The sequence below is a fragment of the Sphingobium sp. BHU LFT2 genome (assembly GCF_018604485.1).
Classification (GTDB): domain Bacteria; phylum Pseudomonadota; class Alphaproteobacteria; order Sphingomonadales; family Sphingomonadaceae; genus Sphingobium; species Sphingobium yanoikuyae_A.
This window is the reverse complement of record NZ_JAFCGW010000001.1, coordinates 75,998-101,657: the sequence shown is the minus strand read 5'-3', so window position 1 is coordinate 101,657 and position 25,660 is coordinate 75,998. Positions and strand designations below refer to the sequence as shown.

The following is a 25,660-nucleotide window of genomic DNA, read 5'->3' as shown; positions in this document are numbered from 1 at the left end:
GATGATCGTTTCGCAGGCCTTCAAGGGGAAGACCTACGCCGTATTGGGGCTGGCCCGTTCGGGGCTGGCCACGGTCGAGACGCTCGTCGCCAGCGGCGCGCGCGTCGTCGCCTGGGACAGTCGCGAGGAAGCGCGGGCGGCCGTCGCCGACAAGGCGGAACTGGGCGACCCGATGGAGATCGACCTGCCCGGTTTCGACGGCATCGTCGTGTCGCCGGGCGTGCCGCTCAACAAGCATCCGATCGCGATGCGGGCAAAGATCGCCGGCGTGCCGATCATCGGCGACATCGAACTGTTCGCGCTCGCCCGGCCGACGCTGCCGCCGCACAAGGTCGTCGGCATCACCGGCACCAACGGCAAGTCGACCACCACCGCGCTGATCCATCACATCATCGAGCAGGCGGGCTTCCCGGCGCGGATGGGCGGCAATATCGGCCTGCCGATCCTGGGCCAGGAGCCGCTGGAGCCGAACCTGCACGGCATGGGCGTCTATGTGCTGGAATTGTCGAGCTATCAGATCGACCTTACCCACAGCCTCGACTGTGATGTCGCCGTGCTGCTCAACATCACGCCCGACCATCTTGATCGCTACAACGGCTTTGCCGGCTATGTCGCGTCGAAGGCGCGGCTGTTCGCGATGCAGTCGGCCGAACATGTCGCGGTCATCGCGACCGAGGATGAGCCGAGCCGTGGCATCGCCGCATCGGCCCCGGCGCAACTGCGCGAAGTGAAGGCCGCCGATATCGATCCGGAGGCTCAGCTTGGCTGGCCGTCGCTGCAGGGGCCGCACAATGCCCAGAATGCCGCCGTCGCGATCGCGGTCTGCCGGGCATTGGGCATCGATGACGCGACCATCATGGCCGCGCTCGCCAGCTATGCCAGCCTGCCGCACCGGATGCAGGCGGTGGGCACGCATAATGGCGTCCTCTACGTCAATGACAGCAAGGCGACCAATGCCGCCTCGACCGCGCCGGCGCTGGGTGCCTGGCCGGCCAAGGATGGCAAGCCCCGCATCCACTGGATTTTGGGCGGCGTCGCCAAGTCCGACAATCTGGACGAATGCGCGCCTTATTATGGCAATATCGCCCATGCCTACACCATCGGTGAGGCGGGGCACATGTTCGCCGACCTGCTGCGGCCGCACATGGCGGTCGATGACAGCGAGATGCTGAGCGCCGCCGTCCGTCGCGCCGCGCGCATCGCCCAGCCGGGCGATGTCGTGCTGCTGTCGCCGGCCTGCGCCAGTTTCGACCAGTTCCGGGATTTCGAGGCGCGCGGCGATGCCTTTGCCGCGGCCGTGAACGCGCTGGAATAGAACGCACTGGAATAGGCAGGGCGATCGGGGGCAACGGGATGGATAGCGAGGGACGTAAGGGCATGTTCAGGGCGGGCGAACTGGTGAAGGGCTTCAAGACCCGCACCGTGCCGCGCGAGCGTACCGCGCTGGCCATCTGGTTCTGGGAAATCGACCGGGTGCTGCTGTCGCTGATCGTCGCGCTGATGGCGATCGGGCTGGTCGCCGTGGCCGCCGCATCGCCGGTGGCCGCGATCGACCGTTCGACCGCGCAGGTGGCGGTCAATCCGCTGATCTATTTCTATCGCCAGCTGATGTGGGTGTTCATCGGCCTGCCGATCATGCTGGTCATCTCCATGCTGCCCCGGCCACAGGCGCGGCGACTGGCGATCTTCCTGGCCGTCTTCTTCTTCCTGATGTTGCTGTTCGTGCCGTTGCTGGGTTCCACCGTGAACGGCGCCAAGCGCTGGATCGACCTGCCGGGATTCCGCTTTCAGCCCTCGGAATTTCTGAAGCCCGTCTATGTCGTGACGCTGGCATGGCTGCTGTCGCTGCGCGCCAAGGATCAGAGCCTGCCGGTGATGCCGCTCACCGGCGCGATGACGCTGCTGATCGCCGCGATCCTGATGAAGCAGCCGGACTTTGGCCAGACGGTCATCTTCCTGGCCTGCTGGGGCGTGCTGCTGATGCTCTCGGGCCTCGAAATGCGCTGGATCGCCATGCTGGGCGGGCTGGCGCTGGCGGGGCTTGTTGCGGTCTACATGTTCTATGAAAATGGCCGGCAGCGCATCAACGACTTCCTGGGCATTGGCGTCCAGATGGATACCGGCCCGGACCAGACGGACCTGGCGTTCCGCACCATCACCCATGGTGGTTTCACCGGTGTCGGGCCGGGCGGGGGGCAGAACAAGTTCCGCCTGCCCGAAGCCCATACCGACTATATCTTCTCGGTGATCGGGGAGGAGTTCGGCCTGCTCGCCTGCATCGCCATCGCCTGCGTCTATCTGGCGATCGTCGTGCGCGTGCTGCTGCGCCTGCTGGACGAGGAGGATAATTTCACCATCCTCGCCGCAGCCGGCCTCACCACCCAGTTCGGGCTGCAGGCGATCATCAATATGGGCGTCAATGCGCAGATTTTTCCGTCAAAGGGCATGACGCTGCCCTTTATCAGCTACGGTGGCTCCTCTATGCTCGCGCTTTGTATCGGCGTCGGCCTGCTGCTCGCATTCACGCGGCGCAACCCCTTCATGGGTCGGCACACGGTCGTCAAATGGAGTGGTCGATGAGCATTTCCCGTCACTTCGTCCTCGCCGCCGGCGGGACGGGTGGTCATATGATTCCCGCGCATGCGGTGGCAGAGGAACTGATGGCGCGCGGCCATCATGTCGCCCTCGTCACCGATGAGCGGGGCGCGAAGATCCCCGGCATCTTCGATAAGGCGCAGGTCCATGTCATGCCGGCGGGGCGCATGACCAAGAATCCGGCGAGCTGGCCCGGCGCCTTGAAGGCGATCTTGGCCGGCCGGGCGATGGCCCGTCGGCTCAACGACACGTTCAAGCCGACCGCCGTGGTCGGCTTTGGCGGCTATCCCGCCATGCCCGCGCTGCTGGGCGCGCTGGCGGACGGCATCCCGACCGCGATCCACGAACAGAATGCGGTGCTTGGCCGGGTCAACCGCCTGCTCGCCGGCCGGGTCGACGCGATCGCCACCGCCTATCCGCTGGTCGAGCGCCTCAAGGACAAATATGCCGGCAAGGTGCATCTGGTCGGCAATCCGGTGCGCGAGGAAGTGAAGGCGCTGCGCGACGAGGAATTTCCCGCGCTGACCGACGAGAGTGTGTTCCGCGTGCTGGTGATCGGCGGCAGCCAGGGGGCAAGCATCCTGTCGAGCGTCGTGCCCGAAGGGCTGTCGATGCTGCCGATCGCGTTGCGCCGCCGCCTTCAGGTGACGCAGCAGTGCCGCGCCGAGGATATCGAGCGGGTGCGCGCCACCTATGCCGAGATGGAAATCCCGGCCGATCTTGCCACCTATTTCAACGACGTGCCCGAAAAGCTCGGCTGGTCGCATCTGATGATCGCGCGGGCAGGGGCATCGACCCTGGCCGAGCTGACCTGTGCCGGCCGTCCCGCCATCCTGGTGCCGCTACCCAGCGCCATGGACGATCATCAGACCGCCAATGCGCGCGAGATGACCGAAGCCGGTGGCGCCCGCACCATCCCCCAGTCGCGCTTCACCGCGGTGGAACTGGCCAAGCAGATGCAGAAGATGGCGCTGGAACCCGGCGCCCTGCAAAATGCCGCCAAGCGCGCCCGTGCCTGTGGCCGCCCGGATGCGGCGCGCGACATGGCAGACCTGCTCGAAAGCATCGGCCCCGCGCCGATCATGAATGACCCGCTTCGCGTCGGCCCCACGCCGACCACGCTCAATTTGCAGGGCGTCCCTGCATGATCCGCACATATCTCTCCCCGTTCGGGCTGAGCCTGTCGAGGCCCTCTGCTGAGCGGAGCGAAGCCGCTTCGCCTGCGGCTCTGCTGGGCCCTTCGACTTCGCTCAGGGCGAACGGATATTGGAACAAGGAATATCAGGCATGAAGGGTGTCGGCACCGACATCGGCACGATCCATTTCATCGGCATTGGCGGCATCGGCATGTCCGGTATCGCCGAAGTCATGCATAATCTGGGTTACAAGGTTCAAGGATCCGACGTCGCCGAAGGCTATGTCGTGGAAGGGCTGCGCGCCAAAGGCATCAAGGTGATGATCGGCCACAAGGCCGAAAATCTGGGCGATGCCGCCGTGGTCGTCACCTCGACCGCGATCAAGCGGGGCAATCCGGAAGTCGAGCTGGCGCTGGAAAATCGCGTGCCGGTGATCCGCCGCGCGGAAATGCTGGCCGAACTGATGCGTTTGAAGTCCACGGTCGCCATCGCCGGCACCCATGGCAAGACCACGACCACCTCGATGGTCGCGGCACTGCTGGACGCGGGCGGGGTGGATCCGACCGTGATCAACGGTGGCATCATCAACAGCTATGGCTCCAACGCGCGCCTGGGCAACAGCGACTGGATGGTCGTGGAAGCCGATGAGAGCGACGGCAGCTTCCTGCGCCTCGACGGCACGATCGCGGTCGTGACCAATATCGATCCCGAACATCTCGACCATTATGGCAGCTTCGACGCGGTGAAGGACGCCTTTGTCGAGTTCGTCGAGAATGTGCCCTTCTATGGCGCGGCGATGCTCTGCCTCGACCATCCCGAGGTTCAGGCCATCCTGCCGCGCGTGCAGGACCGCCGCATCGTCACCTATGGCTTCTCCGCCCAGGCCGATATTCGCGGCGAGAATGTCCAGCCGGTGCCCGGTGGCAATCGCTTCGACGTCCAGATCCGCGAGCGCGACGGTGCGACCCGCCGGATCGAGGGGATCGAACTGCCGATGCCCGGCCGCCACAATGTGCTGAACGCCATGGCCGCGATCGGCGTGGCGCTGCAGATGGGCATTGATGACGCGACCATCCAGACCGGCTTTGCCAAGTTTGGCGGCGTGAAGCGCCGCTTCACCAAGGTCGGCGAAATCCCGGCCGGCGCAGGCGTGGCCACCGTCATCGACGATTATGGCCACCATCCGGTCGAGATCAAGGCGGTGCTCGCCGCCGCCCGTGAAGGCGCGAAGGGGCGGGTAATCGCCGTGGTCCAACCGCATCGCTTCACCCGCCTGCGCGACCTGATGGATGATTTCCAGCAGGCCTTCAACGACGCCGACATCGTCTATGCCGCCCCGGTCTATACCGCTGGCGAGCAGCCGATCGAGGATGTCGACAGCGCGGCGCTGGTCGCCGGGCTCAAGCGCCGTGGCCATCGCAACGCCGCCACTGTCGCCGATGCGGGCGATCTTGCCCGCGTCATTGCCGCCGATGTCCAGGCTGACGACATGATCATCTGCCTGGGGGCCGGCGACATCACCAAATGGGCGGCGGGCCTGTCCGCTGCGGTCACCGCCAAGGTCAAGGAAACCGCCTGATGTTCGAGCTCTTCAATGTCGGCCTGGAAATGCAGAAGCGCATGATCGACATGCAGATGCAGGGCGTGGAAGTCGCGCGCGACATGGTCGAGGCGGCGCAGAAGCAGGTGCAGACCGGCATGGCGGCGCATCAGGCCGGCGAGGCGGGCATGAAGGCGATGAAGAGCTGGATGAATCTCTGGGGCGTGCGCGGTTGACGGTGATGGCTACTCTCCCGGCCGTTCGCGGCGCGCTCAAGGCCGATGCGCCGCTGGCACCGCTCGTCTGGTTCAAGGCGGGCGGGGCGGCGCAATGGCTGTTCGAGCCCAAGGACGCCGACGACCTGTCCGATTTCCTGGCCATGCTCGATCCGGCGATGCCGGTGATGGCGCTCGGCCTCGGCTCCAACCTGATCGTTCGCGATGGCGGCGTGCCGGGCGTGGTCGTGCGCCTGGGCAAGCCCTTCGCCAAGGTGGAGGCGCTGGACGCGACCACCCTGGTCTGCGGCGGTGGTGCGTCGGGCATCCTCGTCTCCTCGACGGCGCGGGATGCCAGCATTGCCGGTCTCGAATTTCTCCGCTCCATCCCCGGCACGGTCGGCGGCTTCGTGCGGATGAATGGCGGCGCCTATGGCCGCGAGACCGCGGACATATTGGTCGAATGCGATGTGGTGCTGCGCTCGGGCGAACAGGTGACCTTGCTCGCCAGCGATCTTCATTACAGCTATCGCCACTCCAACATGGTCGATGGCGCGGTTGTCGTGTCGGCCACCTTCCGGGGCGAACCCGGCGAGCCGGCCGCGATCCAGGCGGAAATGGACCGCATCGCCACCGCGCGCGAGGAAAGCCAGCCGCTGCGCAGCAAGACCGGCGGATCGACCTTCAAGAACCCGGACGGGCACAAGGCCTGGGCACTGGTCGATGAAGCGGGCTGTCGCGGCCTTGCGCTGGGCGGCGCGCAGGTGAGCGAAAAGCACACCAATTTCCTGCTCAACACCGGCGATGCCACCAGCGCCGACATCGAAGCGCTGGGCGAGGAAGTCCGCCGCCGCGTGAAGGAAAAGAGCGGCGTCGAGCTGGAATGGGAAATCCAGCGTGTCGGCGTTCAGTTGATTGAAGGAAAGAATGCATGAGCCGTGGTCCCTGGCATGTCGCCGTATTGATGGGCGGCTGGTCTGCGGAGCGGCCGGTGTCGCTGTCGAGCGGCGAGGGCGTTGCCAAGGCGCTGGAATCGCGCGGGCATCGGGTCACGCGGATCGACATGGATCGCGACGTCGCCGCGCGCCTGACTGAGACTAAGGCGGATGTGGTGTTCAACGCGCTGCATGGCGTGCCGGGCGAGGATGGCACGGTGCAGGGTATGATGGACCTGATGGACCTCACCTACACCCATAGCGGCCTTGCCACCTCGGTCATCGCGATCGACAAGCAACTGACCAAGCAGGCGCTGGTGCCGCACGGCATCCCCATGCCCGGTGGCCAGATCGTGGCGAGCGAGAGCCTGTACGCCGGCGATCCGCTGCCGCGGCCCTATGTTCTGAAGCCCGTCAATGAGGGCAGCTCGGTCGGCGTGGCGATCGTCACGGCCGAGGGCAATTATGGCAACCCCATTGCGCGTGACAGCGTCGGCCCCTGGCAGGAATTTCCCGAGCTTCTGGCCGAACCCTATATTCGCGGCCGCGAGCTGACCACCGCTGTGCTGGGCGATGAGGCGCTGCTCGTTACCGAGCTGCGCCCCAAGAGCGGCTTCTATGATTTCGATGCCAAATATACCGACGGCATGACCGAACATGTCTGCCCGGCGGAGATACCGGACGAGATCACGCAGGCGTGCAAGGCGATCGCGCTCCAGGCGCATCAGCTGCTTGGCTGCAAGGGCGCGTCGCGCTCCGACTTCCGCTGGGACGACAGCCAGGGCGTCGAGGGGCTTTACCTGCTGGAGGTCAATACCCAGCCGGGCATGACCCCCTTGAGCCTGGTGCCGGAACAGGCGAAAAAGCTGGGTATCGAATATGCCGAGCTGGTCGAGCGGATCTGCGAGGAAGCATTGACGAGGGGGCCGAACATGGGGGCTGGCAATGGCTGAGGCACGGATCCGGCGCGGCGGCACGGCGCGGCTGAGCACGGCGCGGGGCAAGGTGCGCGCCAAGGCCGGATCGGGCCGTGGCCGCCAGCTCAAGCGCCAATCCTCCTTCGATCGGCTGCTCGAACTGCTGCCGATCAGCGAGGATACGCTGCAGAAGCTGGCGACCTGGGCCATCTTCGCGATCTTCGGTGGCCTGGCGATCGCCATCGCCATCTATGCGGGGCTGCCCGACATGGCGCGCCAGCAGGCGGCAAGCCTGGCCGCGCGCGCCGGTTTCGAGGTGGAGAAGGTCGAGGTGCGCGGCGTCGAGCGCATGGACGAGATGCCGGTCTATAATATCGCGCTCGGCCAGGTCGATCGCTCGATGCTCTCGCTCGACCTGCCCAAGGTGCGGCAGGAAATGCTGAAGCTTGGCTGGGTCAAGGATGCGCGCATTTCCCGCCGCCTGCCCGACACGCTGGTCGTCGATATCGTCGAGCGTGATCCGGTCGCGGTGTGGCAGCATGACGGGCAACTGCATCTGATCGACGTGGCCGGCGTGGTGCTGCAATCGGTGTCGGCCGGCGCGATGCCCGACCTGCCGCTGGTGGTCGGCCCCAATGCCAATCTCCAGACCGCCGGGCTCAACAAGCTGATGGAAAGCGCGCCTGCCTTGAAGCCGATGCTGGCTGGCGCAACCTGGGTCGGGAACCGTCGCTGGGATCTGCGCTTTCAGTCGGGGGAGACGCTGTCGCTGCCTGAAGGTGAACAGACATCGGCGGCAGCGCTGGTGAATTTCGCGCGCATGGATGGTGTCAACCGGCTGCTCGGCCGGGGCATCGTCAAGTTCGACATGCGCGATCCCGATCGTTTCGTGCTGCGTCTGCCGCAGGGCCAGACCAGCGATAAGCCGGCAGCGGCGGACGCTAAGGCGGAAAAGACCGCAAGTGCGCCTGCCGCGGGCGAGGAAGGCTAAGTCATGGCACAGCCCAAGGTCGAAAAGCTCATCACCGCGATCGATATCGGATCGTGGAAGGTGTCCGCGCTGATCGCGGGGCGCACCGATACGGGTGAGCTGGCGATCCTGGGCACCGGCCAGCGCGAGAGCCGGGGCGTGCGCCGCGGCTTCATCGCCGACATGGAGCGCACCGAACTGGCCGTGCGCGAGACGGTGGAACAGGCCGAGCGTGTCGCCGGCACCAATATCGAGGATGTCTGGGTCAGCTTCTCGGGCGGCAGCCTGGTCAGCGACGTCGTCACGGTCGAGCGCGACATGGGCGGCTATCGCGTCGAGCAGCCGGACATCGACGATCTGCTGACCACTGGCCAGCAGGGCATCGACCCCGATGGCCGCATCATCCTGCATGCGCAGCCGACCTGCTTCACCATCAATGGCAAGGTGCCGGTGAAGAAGCCGCTGGGCATGCATGCCGATCTGCTGGGCGTCGACATCCATGTCGTGCTGGCGGATGGCGCGCCGCTCGCCAATCTCGACCTGTGCGTGCGTGGCGCCTATCTGAATGTCAATTCGATCGTCGCCTCGCCGATCGCCACGGGCCTCGCCTGCCTGTCGGAAGAGGAGCGCGACCTGGGCGTGGCGCTGGTCGAGATGGGGGCAGGGGTCACCAATGTTTCGCTCTATGCCGGCGGCATGCTGGTGGGGCTGCATTCGATCCCGATGGGCGCGTCCGACATTACCGACGATATCGCTTCGGCCTTCGGCATCCGCCGCAGCCAGGCGGAGCGGATCAAATGCTTCTATGGTTCGGCGATGCAGAACCGCCGCGATTTCCGCGAGATGATCGAGATCGCGACGCCCCATGGCGATGTCGCCATTCCGGGGCAGAGCGCCGGCCCCAATGCGGAAGGCGGCAAGATCACCCGCGCGGCGCTGGTCGGCGTCATTTGCGAACGACTGAACCAGATCATGGCGGAAGTGAATGCGGCGCTGGCCGGCATGGGCTTCAACAGCACCGGGCGCCAGGTCGTGCTGACCGGTGGCGGCGCGGAGATGAAGGGCATTGCCGACTATGCGCAAGGTGCGCTGGGGCGTGCGGTGCGGGTCGGTCGCCCGCGTGGCTTGTCAGCCATGCCCGAAGCGCATAGTGGCCCGGCCTTCGCTACTTTGGCCGGATTGGCGCTTTACGGCGCTTCAAACCCGGTTGATCTTAGGGCGATGGCGCCTGCGCCGCAAACCGTGCATCGTCTGGGCGCCCCGCAATGGTGGCAGCGCATGATGCGGGCGATGCGGACGAATTACTGAGCGAATTTGAACGAAAACGAAAATAGCAGGTGAAATACTCTATTTTCTGGTGTTAACAATTGATGACGGTTGTCACTTCCTGACGAGGAAGCTGAGGGAGCAAAGTATATGAGCATCGAGATCAGCCCGCCGCATGTGGACGAATTGAAGCCACGCATTGCGGTGATAGGCGTTGGCGGTGCAGGCGGTAACGCCATCGCGAACATGATCGCGGCCAGCGTCGAGGGCGTCGACTTCATCGTCGCCAATACAGATGCGCAGGCGCTGAATGCCTCGCCGGCCGAACGGCGCATCCAGCTTGGCCCGCAGATCACCGAAGGTCTGGGCGCCGGTTCGCGTCCCGAAATCGGTCGCGCGGCGGCCGAGGAAACGATCATCACCGTTGAACAGGCGCTGGAAGGCGCCCATATGTGCTTCATCACCGCCGGCATGGGCGGCGGCACCGGCACCGGTGCGGCCCCGGTCATCGCCAAGGCGGCGCGTGAAAAGGGCATCCTGACCGTCGGCGTCGTGACCAAGCCCTTCACCTTCGAGGGCAATCGCCGCATGAAGTCGGCGGAAAGCGGCATCGACGAGCTGCAGAAGCATGTCGACACGCTGATCGTCATCCCGAACCAGAATCTGTTCCTGATCGCCAACCCGAACACGACCTTCAAGGAAGCGTTCCAGATGGCGGACGAGGTGCTGCAGCAGGGCGTGCGCTCGATCACCGACCTGATGATCATGCCGGGCCTCATCAACCTCGACTTTGCCGACGTCCGTTCGGTGATGGGCGAGATGGGCAAAGCGATGATGGGCACCGGCGAGGCGGAAGGCGACGGCCGTGCGCTCCAGGCGGCGGAAAAGGCGATCGCCAACCCGCTGCTCGACGGTGTGTCGATGCGCGGCGCCAAGGGCGTGATCGTGTCGATCGTCGGTGGCGACGACATGCGCCTGATGGAAGTTGACGAAGCCGCCAACCATATCCGCGAACTGGTTGACCCGGACGCGAACATCATCTGGGGCAGCGCCTTCAACGACAATCTGAACGGCAAGATCCGCGTGTCGGTCGTCGCGACCGGCATCGACAATGAAGTCGGCAGCCAGGCCGCACCGCTGACCCAGCCGTTCAGCTTCGCCAGCCGTCCGGCCGTCGCCGTGCCGCAGGCACCGCGTCCGGCACCGGTGGCCGCACCTGCCCCGGCCGCGCCGGTCGCTGCTGCGCCGGCTCCGGTCGCCGCGCCCGAGCCCGAAGCGCTGGAACTGGACGTGCCCGAAGCTCCGGCACCCGCGCCGATCGCTGCGCCTGCCGCCGAAAAGGCGCCGCCGGCCTTCGCGCCTGCGCGTCCCGCCGCCGTCTTCTCCGACGAGGATCCCTCGCAGGATGAACTGCTGCTCGGCGCCGAAGCGGCCGAACCGACCGCACCGGAAGCCGCGCCCAAGCCCGCCCAGCCGGCGCCGCGCGTCGCGACCGGTGGCACGCTGTTCGAGCGTATGGCCGGCCTTACCCGTGGCAGCGAAAAGGCGCCGGGCGCCGAAGAAGGCACGCAGGGCCTGGATATCCCGCGCTTCCTCAACCGCCAGAACAACCAGTAAGGCCAGCGTGCGGGCATAGGCCCGCACCGGCCTGCCAAAGGCGCGCCGTCGGTCGCTTCGGGCGACCCGGCGCGCTTTTTTGTGCAGGTCATTTCCCATTGCTTCCGCGATCCGCTAGACCTTGATCGCTTCGGGCTGAATCAGCCCGAAGCGTGAATCAAGGTCTGAAATCATCGACTAGAGCCTGATTCACGTTATCGGCGGAAGCGCGAAGCGCTTCCCCCTCAAACGATCAGGCTCTAAGGGAGCGATGTGACACGATCTCATCTATGGATTCTCGGCAGCCTGCTTCTTGCCACGGCTGCGCAGGCGCAAACCGACCAGGCCGATCTGGTCCGGCCCTCGGGCGCCGCGGACCTCAACAATAATCTGGCGAAGCTGGCCACCAATCCGCGGGATTTCAACGCGTTGGTGGGGGCAGGGGAAGCCGCGCTGGAGCTGGACGACGCCCGCGCGGCCGCCGGTTTCTTTGCCCGCGCCGACGCGATCCAGCCCAATAATGGACGCACCAAGGCGGGCCTGGGCCGGGTCATGCTGAAGATGCAGAACCCGGCCGAAGCGCTGCGCCTGTTCGACCAGGCAACCCGTGCCGGCTATCCCGAAGCGACCATCCAGGGCGACCGTGGCCTTGCGCGCGACATGACCGGCGACCAGGCCGGGGCGCAGCGCGATTATCATGCCGCCCTGCAACGCACCCCGGACGATGCCGAACTGGTGCGCCGCTACGCCGCCTCGCTCGGTATTTCGGGGCAGGTGGATGCCGCCGACAAGGTGTTGCAGCCGCTGCTCTACAAGAGCGACCGGGCCGCCTGGCGCTATAATGCCTTCATCCTGGCGATGAACAACCGCCAGGCCGAGGCCAAAAAGGTTGTCGACCAGACCATGCCGGCCCAGCTGGCGAGCGCCATCACCCCCTATATGCAGAAAATGCCCTATCTGACGGCGGCGCAGAAGGCGGCTGCGGTCCATTTCGGCCATTTCCCGCAGGTGGTCGCGACCAGCATCACGCCGATCGTGCCGACCCCGCCGGCGCCGGGCGTCCAGCTGGCGTCGCGCGACGCCGCACCCGCCGCCGCCGCTTCGACCGCGCCGGCCCAGGGGGATCGCCGCACGACCCGCAACGGCAGTGGCCGGCAGCGCGGCACGTCGCTGGCCCGCGCGCCGCTCGGCACGCCCGCTGCCAGCCCGCCCGCGCCGACCCAGAGCCGGCCGCCGGTGGCCGCACAAGCCACGCAGCCCACTGTCCCCGCGCCTGCGCCCGCAACCATCCAGCCGCTGCCCTCCGACACGCGCGGACGCCAGCCGGTCGTCCAGCCGACGCCGAGCCAGAGCGCCCGTTCGGAGATGGTGCAGCCGGTGCCCGGTCAGGCGACAGCGCCTGCGCCGACCCCGACACCAACGCCTGCCCCGGTCCGCAGCGCATCGGCCGATGTGCAGGGGCCGCCCGCGCCGGGCCTCGACGCGCTGGATGGCGGCGCCCCGCGTTCGACCGCGCCGGCGCCGACCACCGGCCAGCCAAGCGCCGCTTCGCAGCTCAATTCGAGCGCCCTTGCCCAGGCGTCGAGCGTGACCCCGCCCGCGCCGCAGGGCACGCCGCCCGCGGAGACGCCATCGGCGCCGGTCGCCACCGTATTTACGCCGCCGGCCGACAGTGCCGCGTCGCAGCCGGCGCCGGAGGCGACCCGGAGCCTGGCCGACATCATCCACGCCATCGACGTGCCCGACAGCGAGCGCCGCTCGAACGTGGTCGCGGTCGACCTGGCCGAGGTCGAGAAGCTGCAGGCTGCCCGCCGCGCCGCCGCGCGCCAGGCGGAGGCCGACAAGGCGAAGAAGGCGGCTGCCGCCAAGGCGAAGGCGGAAGCCGACGCCAAGGCGAAGAAGGAAGCCGAGGAAAAGAAGCGGCTGGCCGCCAACCCCGCGCGCAACTGGGTGCAGATCGGCACCGGGCAGAAGAGCGCGCTGGCCTTCACCTTCAAGCGCTTGCAGGGCAAATATGACGCGGTCGCGCCGCAGGATGGCTGGAGCGCCAGCTGGGGCCAGACCTCGCGCCTGCTGATCGGTCCCTTTGCCAGCTTCACCCGCGCCAAAGCGGTCGAGGCGGACCTCAAAAAGGCCGGCGCCGATGCCTTCGCCTGGCAGAGCGACGCGGGCGAGGTGGTCGAGAAGCTGGGCAGCAAATAAGGGGTTCGCATGACGATGCTCGCATCCTACGCCTCTCAGCCCGACCAGAGCCGGGGACGGCTCCATGCCGAACCGGGCGGCGAGATGCGCGGCCCGCGCGATATGTTCCAGCGCGACCGCGACCGCATCATTCATTCGATCTCCTTCCGCCGGCTGCGGCACAAGACGCAGGTGTTCGTGTCGCCCGACGGCGATCATTATCGCGTGCGCATGACCCACAGCCTGGAGGTGGCGCAGATCGGCCGGGCCATCGCCCGCACGCTCGCCCTCAACGAGGATCTGACCGAGGCGCTGTGCCTGGCCCATGACATCGGCCATCCGCCTTTCGGCCATGCCGGCGAGGATGCGCTGGAGGCGGCGCTGGAGGATCATGGCGGCTTCGATCATAATGCGCACACGCTGCGCACGCTGATGCTGCTGGATTCGCCCTATCCGCGCTTTCGCGGCCTCAACCTCAGCTGGGAAATGCTGGAGGGGCTGGCCAAGCATAATGGACCGGTGACCAGGCCCGGCTGGGCGATGCGCGAACTGGACGCGCTGTTTCCGCTGGATCTCACCAGCCATGCCTCGCTGGAGGCGCAGCTGGCGGCGCTGTCGGACGATATCGCCTATGACAATCACGACATTGACGATGGCCTGCGCGCCGGGCTGCTGAGCCTGGAACAGCTTTTGACGGTGCCGCTGGTGCGCCATTGCTGGGACCGGGTGACGGCCCGCTATCCCGACGTGCCGCAGGATCGCCTGCTGCGCGAACTGGTGCGCGAACAGATTGGCGTGATGGCCAATGACCTGCTCACCACCACCCGTGCCAATATCGCGGCCGCCGGGGTGGAGACGGTCGCCGATGTCCGCGCGCTGGGCCGCACGCTGGTCGCCTTCTCGCCCGAACTGGCGGCGCAGGAACGCGAGCTGAAGCGCTTCATGTACGCGACCCTCTATCATCATCCCGACCAGTTGGCCGCCGCCGACCGGGCGCGGGTGATCGTGATGGACCTGTTCCGCGCCTATCTGGCCGATCCCGCGCTGATGCCGCCAGAATGGCGCGACGAATGCGCGCTGGAGGAACCAACCCGCAGCCGCCACATCGCCGACTTCATCGCCGGCATGACCGACCGCTATGCCGAAAAGCGGCATGCCGAGATTTGCGGGGCACTGGTTTAGGCGCGAGCGGCCGGTCGGGGTTCAATACAAAATACCGGAATGGAAAAAAGGGGGCGATGGTGGCATCGGGCTGTGACGCTTAACGACCTTTTTTGCCGTTTAATGGTAAATCATTTGCGCTTCGAAGCGGACATTGCTGGTAGAAGATCGGTAATTGCCGTTCTTCTGACACGCAGCATCCAAGCCGAAGTGGTCTCCAGCATGTGGTTGGGAGTATTTAATCTTCTTGCCTGAACTTCGATATTTTCATCAAAAAGTGCTAGAACATCTAGCAGTGTCCGACGTCGCTCATCATCTTTCAAGCGCACGATGGTCCGAGCGATTTCACCATCTTTGTCCCCTCGAACCGCTAAATATGTTTTCAAGGATTCTGCAGCCTTCGAGCTCGCATCATCGATATATGAAGGTGACCTCAGTGCTGGTAACTCAGCATCGTTTGCCGATGGGAAACGACAAACTTGAGCATCGTTTTCCGCCGAACGGATCAATCCACAATAATAGCATAACTCAACATTTCGGCTACGCCGCCACATGTGCTTCATACCGACCCCCAGTAAAACTAGAAAGCACATTGGTGCCATCTAGTTAATGTCCGGTGTTTGGCATTCCAATGCCGGAAGCCGCCCGTCCGCTTCCCACCCTTTTAGCGCCGTTCCGAAGACCGAACTCGCTGGGGGGGCGAACGGGCAGTATTCGGGGATCAGTTTTCGTTCCCTCCCTCTTCCAACTGGCACATGGGGCGGGGGACTTCATCCTTCTCCCTCCAAGGGAAAAGGAACGGCAAAAACGGGTCGAAACCTCGCCGGCCATTTTCGGCCCATCAGTCGGCGTCGTTTTCTGTAATCTGGAAGCTGCGGATGTGCAGTTTCTCCCCGGGGCGGCGGATGCGGGTGTGGCTTTTTTGCGGAAGTTCCAGGTCGGCCGTCAGCAAGAAGCGTTCGCGTTGCCACAGGCCCGGCGATCCGGCCGCCAGAGCGAGAGGCAAATAGCGGCGCTGGGCCAGCGCTTCGCCGACCAGGTCGGCCCAGGCTTCCGGGGCGACATGGCTGGTCGCTCGGCCTCTACCCACCTGCTCGATCGCGTCGATCCGGCCATCGGGCGTGATGAGATAGCGAAACTCCGCCCAATGGCCCGATGGATTGGCGGGCAGAAGCGCATGTTTGCGCCGGTCGTCGGTCCACAGGACCAGGCTGTTACCCTGGGCTTCTATCCGCGGGCCGACCACCAGCAGGGGCGACGCGGAACGCAGGCCCGACAGGCGGCGCGTCAGTTCCTCCTCGGACAGGCCATTTTTCATCAGTTCCAGTTTCGCCAGCATGATTAGCGCAGCGTCCTGATAGGGGCGGATGGCAGGAACTGTCCGGCTTTTCAATGCGGCGTAGCGGCGTTGCGCCTCGTCATCATAGGCCGGGTCGACACTGGCTGCAGTCGCATAGGCGGTGAGGCCGCGAAACAGGGCGAACCCTTCCATCTCGGGCCAGCCCTGGGCGCTCGCTTCCTTGGCTACGCGGTCGTAAAAACCGGTGGCGCTGCGCATCTTGCCCTGACGCAGAAAGACGTCGCCAACGCGCATCCGCTGCATGGCGATGCGGCGATCATGCAGGGGCAGCCCGGCCTTGAGCGCGTCGAGCGCATCGATGGTGCCGGTGCGGCTATAGTCCGCCAGCCCCTTGTAGGACGCGACGTCGGCATCGAAGTCGAGCAGTTGGCCGACCTGAACCGGATAATCCCGCTGGTGGCGGTGGTTGCGGGCGCGGGCCTGACGCAGCGTATCGCGCGCGCCCTGATGATCGCCTGCCAGCAACTGATTTTCAGCGTGGACGGTGGCAGCCTCCATATCTTCGTCTGGAGGGCATGAGCGGGCGAGGCAGGCCGCCAGCGCCGCAGCGCTGGCATCGATGCGCACGCCGTCGACGATCAGCATGGTATCTTCGTTGTCGGCCGGCGATGGTGCAGGGGGCGTCGAAGGGCGAGAGACGGTCATGGATGCCATGATTGTCGGCCACTTGGAGGCGGACGGGGCAGCGCCAGTGTGCGCGGCCATCATCATCGCGATCAGCATGGATCCTCCATCGGAGCGTCAGCAGCCGTCGGGCGACTATGATCCTGCGCCGGGGCGACCGCAATCCGGAAATGCGATCTGGCCTGCCGCCTACGCGGCGCGGAAGCGCTGCTGGATCTTGCTGCGGTGGGTCTTTTCCATCACGAAGATGGTGTCGGCCCAGCGCAGCATTTCATTGTCCAGCGGCGTTTCCGCATCATGGTTGGTGCCCGCCGACAGGGTCTCGATGCCGGGATGGTCGGCGAAAATCTGTTCGGCGGTCGGGCTGCGCAGCTTGTTCTGGCTGCAGACGAAGAGATAATGCCGGTCCCGCGCCTTCACTTGTCATAGCCGGTCATGGAGAAGGGGCGGGCCTTCACGCCGGTCGCCCATGTCTTGTTGGGGCTGGCCTGCATGGTGAAGCGCAGTTCGCCGCCGGCGCGGATTTCCGCGTCGGTGATATAGCCGCGCTCCAGCGGCTTGCCGTTCAGCGTCACCTGGCCGACATAGCGATTGGCGTCGGACAGGCCGTCGGCAATCACGGTGAAGCGCTGGCCATTCGGCAATGTCATGTCGGCGCGGTCGACGAAGGGGCGGCCGATCACATATTCGTTGCTGCCCGGCGCCACGGGGTAGAAGCCCAAGGCGGTGAAGACCAGCCAGGCCGACATCTGGCCCAGATCGTCATTGCCGGCGAGGCCATCGGGTGTGGGCTTGTACTGGCTGTCGACGATCTGCTTCAGCCGCTCCTGCGTGCGCCAGGGCTGGCCGGCATAGCTGTAGAGATAGGCGACATGATGGCTGGGTTCGTTGCCATGGATATATTGGCCGATCAGGCCGGATATGTCCTCGGCATGGCTATAGTCGATCTTGCTGTTGTCATAATCGAACATGGCGTCGAGCTTGGCGACGGTCTTCGCGTCGCCGCCCAGCAGGCGGAACAGGCCGCCCTGATCGTGCGGCATGAACCAGCTATATTGCCAGGCATTGCCCTCCGTATAGTCGCTGCCATAGTTGATCGCGGTCGGATCGAAGGGGGTGCGGAAGCTGCCGTCCGCCTTGCGCGCGCGCAGGAAGCCGGTCCTGGCGTCGAAGCTGTTGCGCCAGTATTGGGCACGCTTCTCGAAGCGCTGGGCCGTGACCGTGTCGCCCAACTTGCGGGCGAGGCGGGCGATGGTCCAGTCGTCATAGGCATATTCGACGGTCTTGGACGCCGCTTCGGGTTCGCGGTCGATGGGGACATAGCCGAGCTTCATATAGTCGCCAAGGCCGCCATAGGGGGCATAGTCGGCGCTGGCGACCATGGCTTTCAGCGCGGCGGCGCAATCGATGCCCCTGATCCCTTTCAGGCAGGCGTCGGCGATGACCGGGACGGCATGATAGCCGATCATCGTCCAGGTCTCCTTGCCTGCGAATTGCCAGACGGGGAGGATGCCGAAGGGGCTGGTCTTTTGCCCCGCGATCAGCGAGTTCACGAAATCGGCATTTTTCGCTTCGGGCTGGATCAGCGTCAGCAGCGGATGTTCGGCGCGGAACGTATCCCACAGCGAGAAGGTGGAATGCATGGTGAAGCCCCGGCCATCCAGCATTCCGGCATGGACCTGATCGTCCGGCCCGCGCCAGCGGCCGTCGGCATCGCCCCAGACGCTGGGCGCCATCAGGCTGTGATAGAGGGCGGTGTAGACATTGGTGCGCATCGGCTTGGGCGCGTCGATCTTCACGGCCCCAAGCGCATCGTTCCAGGCGGTGCGGGTCTTCGCCCGGATCGCGTCGAAATCGCCCGGCTCGCTGGCGAGGTTGGCGATCGCGCCATCCTCGTCCACGCCCGACAGCGCGACCTTCGCCTCCAGCGGCTTCGTCAGCGTGCCGAAGTCGAGCTGTGCCACCAGCGCGCGGCCGGAAAGGGAGTCCAGCGTCTCGGGGCCGCGACCGGGGCCCTTGAAACCTTTGTACAGGATATCCTTTTCGGTGCTGACGAAGCGGTGGCCGGTCAGCGGCGCGGAAAAGCGGATGGCGAAGAAGATGCGCCGGGGCGTCGCCCAACCGCGCACCTCGCGCGATCCGGTAATCGTGCCGTCGGGGCGGATGCGGATGGAGGACCAGAGGATCTTGCCGGGATAATCATAGATGATCGAGCGCAGGTCCAGCACCAGATGCGCCGCCTTGCCGGTGGGGAAGGCATAGCGGTGGACACCGACACGGGTGCCAGCGGTCATTTCCGCGCGCACGCCCGGATCGGTCAGGGTGACGGCATAATAGCCGGCCGAGGCGATCTCATCGGCCTTGTGCGAGCGGAAGCCGGGCGTCTTGTCGTCGCCGGCCTCCAGCGGGACGCTGTCGCCGCTGACCGGCATCACCAGGAAATCGCCCAGATCGCTATGGCCCGCGCCGGAGAAATGGGTGTGGGAGAAGCCGAGGATCACCGGGTCTTCGTGGCGGTATCCGGCCGCCCAATTATAGGTCTGGCGGGCCGGGCCGACATGGGTGTCGGGCGAGAGCTGGACCATGCCGAAGGGGGCGACGGCGCCGGGGAAGGTGTGACCTTCGCCCGAGGTGCCGATGAAGGGATCGACCGCATCGACCGGCGCGGAAGGCGCTTCTCGGGTCTGGGCGGAAAGCGCGGTGCCGGCGAGCAGTGAGGCCAGCAGGAAAGGGCGAGCGATGCGGGTCAGGATCATGGGGTGCGGTTAAATCACGGGCGGGCGGCCGGGCCAAGCCGATAGCGGCAATTTTCTGTCCCCAAGAAAGGCTGGGCTGGCGTCGGCGGGTTTGGCTGGCTAGCTATCGGGGGTAATGAAAAGAGCGTTGATCGTCCGACATGTGCCGCGCGAGGGTGCGGCAGGCTATCTCCAGCCGATCGAGGCGGCCGGCTATCAGATCGAGCGGATCGATGTGGCCAGCCCCGATTTCGCCGATATCGACCTGACCGAGCCGGACCTGCTCATCATGATGGGCGGGCCGATGGGCGTCTATGAACAGGATGTGCATCCCTGGATCCCGGTGCAGATCGGCAAGCTGTCCGCGCGGCTGGCGGCGGACCGGCCGACGCTGGGCGTGTGCCTGGGCAGCCAGATGATCGCGGCGGCGCTGGGCGCGCGGGTCTATCCGGGTGGGCATATGGAACTGGGCTTTGCCCCGGTCAGCGTCAACGTGGCGGGGGCGGCCTCGCCGCTGCGCCATATCGACGGCGTGCCGGTGCTGCACTGGCATAGCGACACGTTCGACCTGCCCGATCAGGTCGAACTGCTGGGATCAACCGACCGCTATGCGCATCAGGCTTTCCGGCGCGGGCCCAATCTTCTGGCGCTGCAATTCCACGCCGAAATGGGCGAGGATCCGCGTTTCGAGGATTGGCTGACCCATTTCTGGGCCGATCTGGACGTGGGCGGTCAATGCGGCATCGCGCTGCGGAAGGATCATGATGTTCATGGGCCGGGCGCGGTGGCGGCGGGCCGGGCGATGATCGGCGAATGGCTGGTGGGAATCGAGGCGTAAGGAACCCACCTCCTTTCGCTAGCCACTGCGGGCTATCAGCGGCACTGCGGCCAGCCGGTCGGCCGACGTCAGGAACAATGTCTTGCCGTCCTCACCGATGCAGCAATTGGCGATCGCCTTGCCGGTAAGGATCTTGCCGAGCAGCTTGCCATCGGGCGCACAGACATGGACGCCGCCGGGGCCGGTGGCAAAGACGGTGCCGTCAGGCGCGGTCTTGATGCCGTCGGGCAGGCCCGGCTCGCCCGTCGCCAGTTCCCTGGCCATGTCGCGGAACAGGCGCTGGCCGGTCGGCAGGCCGTCGGCGCCCAGACTATAGGCTAGAACCTGCGGGCGTTTCTCGTCCGACAGCGCCAGATACAGCGTGCGGCCGTCGGGCGAGAGGGTGACGCCATTGGGCCGGCGATGGCTGCCGTCGATCAGCGTCACCGCGCCGTCAGGCGTCAGCCGATAGAGGCCGTTGAAGCCGATCTCGCGCAGCGAGGACGTGTCGCCATCGGTCAGGCCATAGGGCGGGTCGCTGAAATAGATGCTGCCATCGCCCGCGATGGTCAGGTCATTGGGGCTGTTGAAGCGCTTGCCCTGATAGCGGTCGGCGAGGATGGTCCGCGCCTTTGTCTTCAGGTCCACCCGCACGATCGCGCGCGTGCCGCTGTCGGCGCCGACCAGATGGCCGTCCCTGTCGATCGCGATGCCGTTGAGGCCGGCTTCGCGTATCTCCTTGGGGATCGCGGTCTGCAGGCCGGAGGGCGAGAGGAAAGGCGACACGCCATCCTTGCGGGTCCAGCGATAGACGATGTTGGAGGGCGGATCGCCGAACAGCAGCGCGTCGATCGGCGCGGCCCAGGTCGGCCCCTCGGCCCAGCGATAGCCCTGCGCCAATATTGCCACCTGCGCGCCGGGCGCGATGATGCGGTCCAGCGCCGGATCGATCCGGTCGATCCGGGCAGAAGAGGGGGCGGCCGGCAGGTCGGCGGCCTGGGCGAGCGCATGGGTCAGCGGCAGGGCGGCCATTCCGGCCAGCAAGGTACGACGATCGATCATGCGGGCAGGGTAACCGTTCGATGCTCCGCCGCCGAGCGATAGATCGCCTCGATCACGCGCAGGTCGGCCAGCCCCTCCTCGCCCGCGACGATCGGCGCGGTGCCGTTCGCGATGCATTCGGGCAGATGGTCGAGCTGGGCGGCAAACTGGTTCTTCGCCGGCGCCGGCAGGCTGCGCGGCGCGGTCACGCCATCCTTGCGGATCATCATCGTCTGGCCGCTATATTGGGTCGCGGGTTCCATATCGATCCAGCCCTGGGTGCCGATCACCCGATAGCCATTATGGCCCGAGCTGTAGCTCGACACGCAATTGGCGATGATGCCCGACGGGAAGCGCAGCATGAAGTCGATCCGGTCCTCCACGGTGGCGAAACGCGGATCGCTGCGGTCGGTGCTGGCGATGGCGCTCACCTCCACCGGCTCCTCGCCGGTCAGGTAGCGCGCGGCGTTGAGGCTGTAGATGCCGATGTCCATCATCGATCCGCCGCCCGACAGGGGACGGTCGAGCCGCCATTGCCCGGCCTTGATCGGAAAGCCATGTTCGGCGGTGATGATCCGCGTCGGCCCGACATGGCCGCTCCGCGCCAGCTCGATCGCCAGCTTGTTATAGGGCTCGAAGCGCGAGCGATAGCCGATCATCAGTTTGCGGCCGGCCTTGGCGCAGGCGGCGATCATCGCCTGGCATTCGGCCACCGACACCGCCATCGGCTTCTCGCACATCACATGCTTGCCCGCCTGCGCAGCGCGGATGCTATATTCGGCATGCAGGCTGTTGGGCAGGACGATATAGACGATGTCGATGTCTGGATTGTCGCGGATGCGGTCGAACTCGGCATAGCTGTAGCGATGCGTCTTGGGGATGCCATATTGGTCGCCATATTGCGCCAGCTTGGCCGGCGTGCCGCTGACCAGCGCGACCAGCTTCGCATGCTCGCAGCCGGCGAAATTGGGCATGATCTGCTGCGTGGCATAATAGCCCAGACCGACAATGGCATAGCCCAGCTTACGCTGTGGCGCGGCGCAGGCGGCCGTGCTGCCCATGCCGGCCAGCACCAGCCCGACGCCGATGCCCCCTATCAACTCCCGTTTCGATCGGTCCATGCGGCGTCTCCCGCCAAGAGGGCAATTTTCAGTCGGCGGCGCGGCTCAGCGCTGGGCGCATCCAGCCGAAATGGCTGGCGGCGATGGCGACCTGGGTGCGGTTACGGACATTGAGCTTGCGCATCAGCGCGGTCATATGGACCTTCACCGTCGCCTCGGCCATGCCCAGCTCATAGGCGATCTGCTTGTTGAGCAGGCCCGAATGGACGCAGCGCATCACCTTCATCTGGGTCGGCGTGAGATGTGGGGCTTCGGGGACCATCTGGTCCTGGCGATCGAGAATATGCAGATCCTGCATCCTGCCTCTCCCTCTGATTGATCCGCGTTGGGGCCTGGACCGGCCCAAGGATTCGTTAGCGCTAACGATACTGGAATCAGTCAGACAGGTTCAAGCGAAAATTTGCAATATTCGGGAAATAACCTAGCGCATGGCCGAAATGCGGCTATAACCTGTCTAACAGATTTTCGGGATTCGCCCTGCGAATGACCGGCTACGCATAGGAAAGAGAGGGTGGGGATGGCGTTACCATATCGTCGATCGGTGCCATGTGGCCGGGCGTTCAGCCAGGGCGGACTACAGGGAGGCATTGGCCGATGACCCCCGCCGACTATCGCCTGCTGATCGCCGCCGTCATCGGCATCGCCCTTTCCATCGCGCTCATCATCCGCGGCCGGCTCCATCCCTTTGTCGGCCTGCTGTGCGGCGCCTTCACCGTCGGCCTGATCGCCGGCCTGCCGATGGAGGAAACCGCCAAGGCGGTCGAAAAGGGCGCGGGCACCATATTGGGCGGCACCGGCCTGGTCGTGGCGCTGGGCCTGGGCCTCGGCGCGATGCTGCAATTGTCGGACGGCGCCGGCGGCCTTGCCCGCTCGGCGCTGCGCATCTCCGGCGTGAAGGGCGCGCCTTGGGCCAGCCTGTTCACCGCCATCGTCATCGGCCTGCCGCTCTTCTTTGAGACTGGCCTCGTCCTGCTGCTGCCGATCGTCGCGTCGGCCGCCGCCGCGCTGCCGGCCGGGCAGAATGGCGATACCGCCAAGCTCAAGCTGATGCTGCCCGCACTGTCGGGCCTGTCGGTGGTCCATGCGCTGGTGCCGCCGCATCCCGGCCCACTGCTCGCGGTCAATGCGCTCGGCGCCAATCTCGGCCTCACCCTTCTCTATGGCCTGATCGTCGGCATCCCGACCGCGATCATCGCCGGCCCCGTGCTCGCGCGCTTCACCGCCCCCGGCGTGAAATTGAACCCGCCGCTGCTCGATCCGGTCAAGGTCGATGTCGCTACCCCCTCGGTCGGTCGCGCGCTCGCCGCCGTGCTGCTGCCGGTGGTGCTGATCGCTGCGGGACAGGCGGTGGCGCTGCTGCCGGCGTCTGTCGCGCCGCATTTCCACTGGCTCGGCTGGGTCAGCGATCCGGTCGTCGCGCTGCTGATCGCGGTGCTGGTGGCGCTGCCTTTGCTGTTCGGCCGCCGCATTACCGACGCGAAGATCCAGAACGCGATCTGGTCCGAAGCGATGGTCCCGGCCGGCGGCATTATTCTGGCGATCGGCGCGGGCGGCGCGCTCAAGCAGGTGCTGGTGACGGCTGGCCTCTCCGACCTGCTGGTCCGTTTTGCCGCTGGCGGCGCGATCTCGCCGATCCTGCTCGCCTGGGGCGTGTCGGTCTGCATCCGCCTGGCCACCGGCTCGGCCACCGTAGCCACCATCACCACCGCCGGCGTGATGCAGGGCCTCGTCGCCGCATCGGGCGTGGAGCCGGAATGGATGGTGCTGGCGATCGGCGCGGGCTCGCTCTTCTTCTCCCACGTCAATGATCCCGGCTTCTGGCTGGTCAAATCCTATCTCGGCACCGACATGCCGGGCACGTTCAAGACCTGGTCGATCATGGAAACCGTGGTCGCGGTGGTCGGCCTGCTCCTGGTGCTCGTCGCCAGCAGCATCTTCTGACCAGGGCGCTGCTGACGCTTGTCGTCGGCAGCCTCTCATGACTAGGAGGCACAGGATGTTGCCCAGCGATCCACAGGTGCGCCGATGAACCAGGCCCGATTGTCCGACCATGCCTATGCCGGCATCGTCGAGATCATCAACGACCAGGATCTGGCGGTCGGGGACCGCCTGCCGTCGGAGGCGGCGCTGGCGGAGCGGTTCGGCGTCTCCCGCGCGATCGTGCGCGAGGCGCTGGTCCGCCTCGCCTCGGACGGCATTACCGAGGCGCGGCGGGGTGCCGGCTCCTTCGTGAAAAGCCGCCCGTCGCAGCGGCTCGCCGCCTTCATGCCGGCAACCGAACTGCCCGCAACGCTCGGCAGCTATGAGGTGCGCTTCGTGCTGGAGGCGGAGGCCGCGCGCCTCGCCGCCACCCGCCGCAGCCCGATCGAAATGGCGCATGTCGAGGAAGGGATGGAGATGCTGCGCACCGCCCTGCTGTCGAGCGAGCCCGCCCATGCCGAGGATATGGAACTGCACCGCCGCATTGCCGAGGCGACCGGCAACCCGGCCTTCCTGATCGCCTTCGACGCGCTCCATGCCGATGTCGACAAGGTGATGCGCGCCGGCGTCGACATCAGCCGATCGCGCCCGCCCGAAGTGATCGCGACCATGTTGCGCGAACATGAACAGATCGTCGCCGCCATCCGCGCGCAGGACGCCGAAGGCGCGGCCCTCGCGATGCGCTGGCATTTGTGGGAAGGGCGGCGACGGCTGATGCCGTGAGGGCAGGCGGATAGCGGCGCACCATGACGGGACAGGAAGGGAGCAAGCTCCACCCAAACTCCCCCAACGGAAACGCTGCGTTGGCGTTCCGCCGGCTGGTCCGGTCGTCGCGCGGGCTTTATCTCTCTGCCCATGACACTGCATCCCCAGATTGCGGCCTTTGCCGCCCAGCTTGACGATCTTTCCCGCCTGTTGCGGGCGCAGGGCGCGCGGCCCTGGGCGGATCGGATCGACCTCATCCAGCGCGCCGTCGCGGATTCCAACTATGCCGGCGTCACCCGCTTCCTGGAGATGTTCGACGGGGAAGGCGGCTTTGCCGAGTTGACCCTTTCGGACGAAGCGGCCGATGCGGCGCTCTCCGAATGTCGGGCGGCGGCGTTGGCGATGGCGCAGCGGCTGGCGCGCGAGGAAGGCTGATCCGGCCATAACCTGCGTCCCTGCGACATTTGCCCGATTGACGCCGCCCGCGCTTTGGGCAAATGCGTGGGGCGTCTCCGGTGCCGAGGATTCGGCAGCGGGCACGATGCGGGAGAGCATGGGCGCCTTTCAGGCTTGAGCCCGTCGCCGAAGGAGCAACCGCCCCGGAATCTCTCAGGCCAAAGGACCGCATCGCGCGTAGATACTCTGGAAAGCGGACGGCCCCGTGCCGTCCCACCGAAGGGGTAAGCCAGCCGGTCCCAGGCCGCTGGTCAAAGCTCTCAGGTTCCGTGACAGAGGGGGTGGCATGCTGGAAGCGCCGATTCGTCG

The 25,660-nt window shown here is 66.0% G+C and carries 23 protein-coding genes and 1 riboswitch; of the genes, 16 read left to right on the top strand and 7 right to left on the bottom strand.

Features of this window, described 5'->3' with window-relative positions:
• The first annotated feature begins 1 nt into the window (after position 1).
• The 12 genes from murD to JQK15_RS00440 all read left to right on the top strand — a co-directional run bounded on the left by murD (position 2) and on the right by JQK15_RS00440 (position 14,533).
• On the top strand, positions 2-1,315 hold the full coding sequence (gene murD / locus JQK15_RS00495) for a UDP-N-acetylmuramoyl-L-alanine--D-glutamate ligase (RefSeq protein ID WP_214862892.1): 1,314 nt from the start codon (positions 2-4) through the stop codon (positions 1,313-1,315).
• A gap of 62 nt (positions 1,316-1,377) precedes the next feature.
• Positions 1,378-2,580 (top strand): FtsW/RodA/SpoVE family cell cycle protein, encoded by a 1,203-nt coding sequence (locus tag JQK15_RS00490; RefSeq protein ID WP_010336276.1) that lies wholly within the window; start codon positions 1,378-1,380, stop codon positions 2,578-2,580.
• On the top strand, positions 2,577-3,743 hold the full coding sequence (murG, locus tag JQK15_RS00485) for an undecaprenyldiphospho-muramoylpentapeptide beta-N-acetylglucosaminyltransferase (protein WP_017501212.1): 1,167 nt from the start codon (positions 2,577-2,579) through the stop codon (positions 3,741-3,743). The genes JQK15_RS00490 and murG overlap by 4 nt, the downstream gene beginning before the upstream one ends.
• Positions 3,744-3,882: 139 nt before the next feature.
• Complete coding sequence (murC, locus tag JQK15_RS00480; protein WP_037517193.1) at positions 3,883-5,310, top strand: UDP-N-acetylmuramate--L-alanine ligase; 1,428 nt, start codon at positions 3,883-3,885, stop codon at positions 5,308-5,310.
• Positions 5,310-5,507, top strand: a complete 198-nt coding sequence (locus tag JQK15_RS00475) for a hypothetical protein (RefSeq protein WP_004207957.1) — start codon at positions 5,310-5,312, stop codon at positions 5,505-5,507. Before murC ends, JQK15_RS00475 begins: the two co-directional genes overlap by 1 nt.
• Positions 5,508-5,512: 5 nt before the next feature.
• The gene (gene murB / locus JQK15_RS00470) at positions 5,513-6,421 is read left to right on the top strand and encodes a UDP-N-acetylmuramate dehydrogenase (RefSeq protein WP_502956783.1); all 909 of its coding nucleotides are present in this window, start codon (positions 5,513-5,515) and stop codon (positions 6,419-6,421) included.
• Positions 6,418-7,374 carry a D-alanine--D-alanine ligase gene (locus JQK15_RS00465; protein ID WP_214862890.1) on the top strand — a complete coding sequence of 319 codons (957 nt, stop codon included), beginning with the start codon at positions 6,418-6,420 and terminating at the stop codon, positions 7,372-7,374. The genes murB and JQK15_RS00465 overlap by 4 nt, the downstream gene beginning before the upstream one ends.
• Positions 7,367-8,329, top strand: a complete 963-nt coding sequence (locus JQK15_RS00460) for a cell division protein FtsQ/DivIB (protein ID WP_214862889.1) — start codon at positions 7,367-7,369, stop codon at positions 8,327-8,329. The genes JQK15_RS00465 and JQK15_RS00460 overlap by 8 nt, the downstream gene beginning before the upstream one ends.
• Positions 8,330-8,332: 3 nt before the next feature.
• Positions 8,333-9,616 (top strand): cell division protein FtsA, encoded by a 1,284-nt coding sequence (gene ftsA / locus JQK15_RS00455; RefSeq protein WP_004207952.1) that lies wholly within the window; start codon positions 8,333-8,335, stop codon positions 9,614-9,616.
• A 108-nt stretch (positions 9,617-9,724) separates the two neighbouring features.
• The gene (gene ftsZ / locus JQK15_RS00450) at positions 9,725-11,191 is read left to right on the top strand and encodes a cell division protein FtsZ (RefSeq protein WP_017501206.1); all 1,467 of its coding nucleotides are present in this window, start codon (positions 9,725-9,727) and stop codon (positions 11,189-11,191) included.
• A 252-nt stretch (positions 11,192-11,443) separates the two neighbouring features.
• The gene (locus tag JQK15_RS00445) at positions 11,444-13,372 is read left to right on the top strand and encodes a tetratricopeptide repeat protein (protein ID WP_214862888.1); all 1,929 of its coding nucleotides are present in this window, start codon (positions 11,444-11,446) and stop codon (positions 13,370-13,372) included.
• A 9-nt stretch (positions 13,373-13,381) separates the two neighbouring features.
• The gene (locus JQK15_RS00440; protein ID WP_185703890.1) at positions 13,382-14,533 is read left to right on the top strand and encodes a deoxyguanosinetriphosphate triphosphohydrolase; all 1,152 of its coding nucleotides are present in this window, start codon (positions 13,382-13,384) and stop codon (positions 14,531-14,533) included.
• Positions 14,534-14,643: 110 nt separating this feature from the next.
• On the opposite strand, the gene JQK15_RS00435 is transcribed toward JQK15_RS00440, so the two are convergent.
• The 4 genes from JQK15_RS00435 to JQK15_RS00420 all read right to left on the bottom strand — a co-directional run bounded on the left by JQK15_RS00435 (position 14,644) and on the right by JQK15_RS00420 (position 19,252).
• Positions 14,644-15,075, bottom strand: a complete 432-nt coding sequence (locus JQK15_RS00435; RefSeq protein ID WP_214862886.1) for a hypothetical protein — start codon at positions 15,073-15,075, stop codon at positions 14,644-14,646.
• Positions 15,076-15,353: 278 nt separating this feature from the next.
• Positions 15,354-16,595 carry a hypothetical protein gene (locus JQK15_RS00430; RefSeq protein ID WP_214862884.1) on the bottom strand — a complete coding sequence of 414 codons (1,242 nt, stop codon included), beginning with the start codon at positions 16,593-16,595 and terminating at the stop codon, positions 15,354-15,356.
• Positions 16,596-16,685: 90 nt separating this feature from the next.
• Entirely contained in the window at positions 16,686-16,916 is a 231-nt protein-coding gene (locus JQK15_RS00425; protein WP_214862883.1) for an arsenate reductase/protein-tyrosine-phosphatase family protein, read from the bottom strand.
• A complete protein-coding gene (locus tag JQK15_RS00420) occupies positions 16,913-19,252 on the bottom strand; it encodes a GH92 family glycosyl hydrolase (protein ID WP_214862882.1) in 2,340 nt (779 codons plus the stop codon). Before JQK15_RS00420 ends, JQK15_RS00425 begins: the two co-directional genes overlap by 4 nt.
• 115 nt (positions 19,253-19,367) lie before the next feature.
• Here JQK15_RS00420 and JQK15_RS00415 point away from each other — a divergent pair, with 115 nt between their 5' ends.
• Positions 19,368-20,069 (top strand): glutamine amidotransferase, encoded by a 702-nt coding sequence (locus tag JQK15_RS00415; protein WP_214862881.1) that lies wholly within the window; start codon positions 19,368-19,370, stop codon positions 20,067-20,069.
• 18 nt (positions 20,070-20,087) lie between these two features.
• Here JQK15_RS00415 and JQK15_RS00410 read toward each other — a convergent pair whose 3' ends face one another.
• Genes JQK15_RS00410 through JQK15_RS00400 form a run of 3 tightly spaced genes read right to left on the bottom strand, consistent with a single transcriptional unit; the run spans position 20,088 to position 22,508 of the window.
• Positions 20,088-21,110: an SMP-30/gluconolactonase/LRE family protein gene (locus JQK15_RS00410; protein ID WP_214862880.1), complete on the bottom strand. Its 1,023-nt coding sequence runs from the start codon at positions 21,108-21,110 to the stop codon at positions 20,088-20,090.
• Positions 21,107-22,210 (bottom strand): Gfo/Idh/MocA family protein, encoded by a 1,104-nt coding sequence (locus JQK15_RS00405; protein ID WP_214862879.1) that lies wholly within the window; start codon positions 22,208-22,210, stop codon positions 21,107-21,109. The genes JQK15_RS00410 and JQK15_RS00405 overlap by 4 nt, the downstream gene beginning before the upstream one ends.
• A 28-nt stretch (positions 22,211-22,238) precedes the next feature.
• On the bottom strand, positions 22,239-22,508 hold the full coding sequence (locus JQK15_RS00400) for a helix-turn-helix domain-containing protein (RefSeq protein ID WP_004211034.1): 270 nt from the start codon (positions 22,506-22,508) through the stop codon (positions 22,239-22,241).
• 296 nt (positions 22,509-22,804) lie between these two features.
• Between JQK15_RS00400 and JQK15_RS00395 the strand changes: the two genes are divergently transcribed.
• From JQK15_RS00395 to JQK15_RS00385, 3 genes are all read left to right on the top strand, one after another.
• Positions 22,805-24,151, top strand: coding sequence for a GntT/GntP/DsdX family permease (locus JQK15_RS00395; protein WP_004211035.1), 1,347 nt, complete (start codon positions 22,805-22,807; stop codon positions 24,149-24,151).
• A gap of 84 nt (positions 24,152-24,235) precedes the next feature.
• Positions 24,236-24,913, top strand: a complete 678-nt coding sequence (locus JQK15_RS00390) for a FadR/GntR family transcriptional regulator (protein ID WP_017501752.1) — start codon at positions 24,236-24,238, stop codon at positions 24,911-24,913.
• A 132-nt stretch (positions 24,914-25,045) separates the two neighbouring features.
• Complete coding sequence (locus JQK15_RS00385; protein ID WP_214862878.1) at positions 25,046-25,330, top strand: hypothetical protein; 285 nt, start codon at positions 25,046-25,048, stop codon at positions 25,328-25,330.
• Between the two features lie 99 nt (positions 25,331-25,429).
• Positions 25,430-25,530: riboswitch (glycine riboswitch) on the top strand.
• Positions 25,531-25,660 lie beyond the last annotated feature (130 nt).

Bases quoted from the DNA above. Each gene is read 5' to 3' on its own strand.
- murD (WP_214862892.1), top strand. From the start codon at position 2: ATGATCGTTTCGCAGGCCTTCAAGGGGAAGACCTACGCCGTATTGGGG.
- JQK15_RS00490 (WP_010336276.1), top strand. From the start codon at position 1,378: ATGTTCAGGGCGGGCGAACTGGTGAAGGGCTTCAAGACCCGCACCGTG.
- murG (WP_017501212.1), top strand. From the start codon at position 2,577: ATGAGCATTTCCCGTCACTTCGTCCTCGCCGCCGGCGGGACGGGTGGT.
- murC (WP_037517193.1), top strand. From the start codon at position 3,883: ATGAAGGGTGTCGGCACCGACATCGGCACGATCCATTTCATCGGCATT.
- JQK15_RS00475 (WP_004207957.1), top strand. From the start codon at position 5,310: ATGTTCGAGCTCTTCAATGTCGGCCTGGAAATGCAGAAGCGCATGATC.
- murB (WP_502956783.1), top strand. From the start codon at position 5,513: ATGGCTACTCTCCCGGCCGTTCGCGGCGCGCTCAAGGCCGATGCGCCG.
- JQK15_RS00465 (WP_214862890.1), top strand. From the start codon at position 6,418: ATGAGCCGTGGTCCCTGGCATGTCGCCGTATTGATGGGCGGCTGGTCT.
- JQK15_RS00460 (WP_214862889.1), top strand. From the start codon at position 7,367: ATGGCTGAGGCACGGATCCGGCGCGGCGGCACGGCGCGGCTGAGCACG.
- ftsA (WP_004207952.1), top strand. From the start codon at position 8,333: ATGGCACAGCCCAAGGTCGAAAAGCTCATCACCGCGATCGATATCGGA.
- ftsZ (WP_017501206.1), top strand. From the start codon at position 9,725: ATGAGCATCGAGATCAGCCCGCCGCATGTGGACGAATTGAAGCCACGC.
- JQK15_RS00440 (WP_185703890.1), top strand. From the start codon at position 13,382: ATGACGATGCTCGCATCCTACGCCTCTCAGCCCGACCAGAGCCGGGGA.
- JQK15_RS00435 (WP_214862886.1), bottom strand. From the start codon at position 15,075: ATGAAGCACATGTGGCGGCGTAGCCGAAATGTTGAGTTATGCTATTAT.
- JQK15_RS00430 (WP_214862884.1), bottom strand. From the start codon at position 16,595: ATGCTGATCGCGATGATGATGGCCGCGCACACTGGCGCTGCCCCGTCC.
- JQK15_RS00420 (WP_214862882.1), bottom strand. From the start codon at position 19,252: ATGATCCTGACCCGCATCGCTCGCCCTTTCCTGCTGGCCTCACTGCTC.
- JQK15_RS00415 (WP_214862881.1), top strand. From the start codon at position 19,368: ATGAAAAGAGCGTTGATCGTCCGACATGTGCCGCGCGAGGGTGCGGCA.
- JQK15_RS00410 (WP_214862880.1), bottom strand. From the start codon at position 21,110: ATGATCGATCGTCGTACCTTGCTGGCCGGAATGGCCGCCCTGCCGCTG.
- JQK15_RS00405 (WP_214862879.1), bottom strand. From the start codon at position 22,210: ATGGACCGATCGAAACGGGAGTTGATAGGGGGCATCGGCGTCGGGCTG.
- JQK15_RS00400 (WP_004211034.1), bottom strand. From the start codon at position 22,508: ATGCAGGATCTGCATATTCTCGATCGCCAGGACCAGATGGTCCCCGAA.
- JQK15_RS00395 (WP_004211035.1), top strand. From the start codon at position 22,805: ATGACCCCCGCCGACTATCGCCTGCTGATCGCCGCCGTCATCGGCATC.
- JQK15_RS00390 (WP_017501752.1), top strand. From the start codon at position 24,236: ATGAACCAGGCCCGATTGTCCGACCATGCCTATGCCGGCATCGTCGAG.
- JQK15_RS00385 (WP_214862878.1), top strand. From the start codon at position 25,046: ATGACACTGCATCCCCAGATTGCGGCCTTTGCCGCCCAGCTTGACGAT.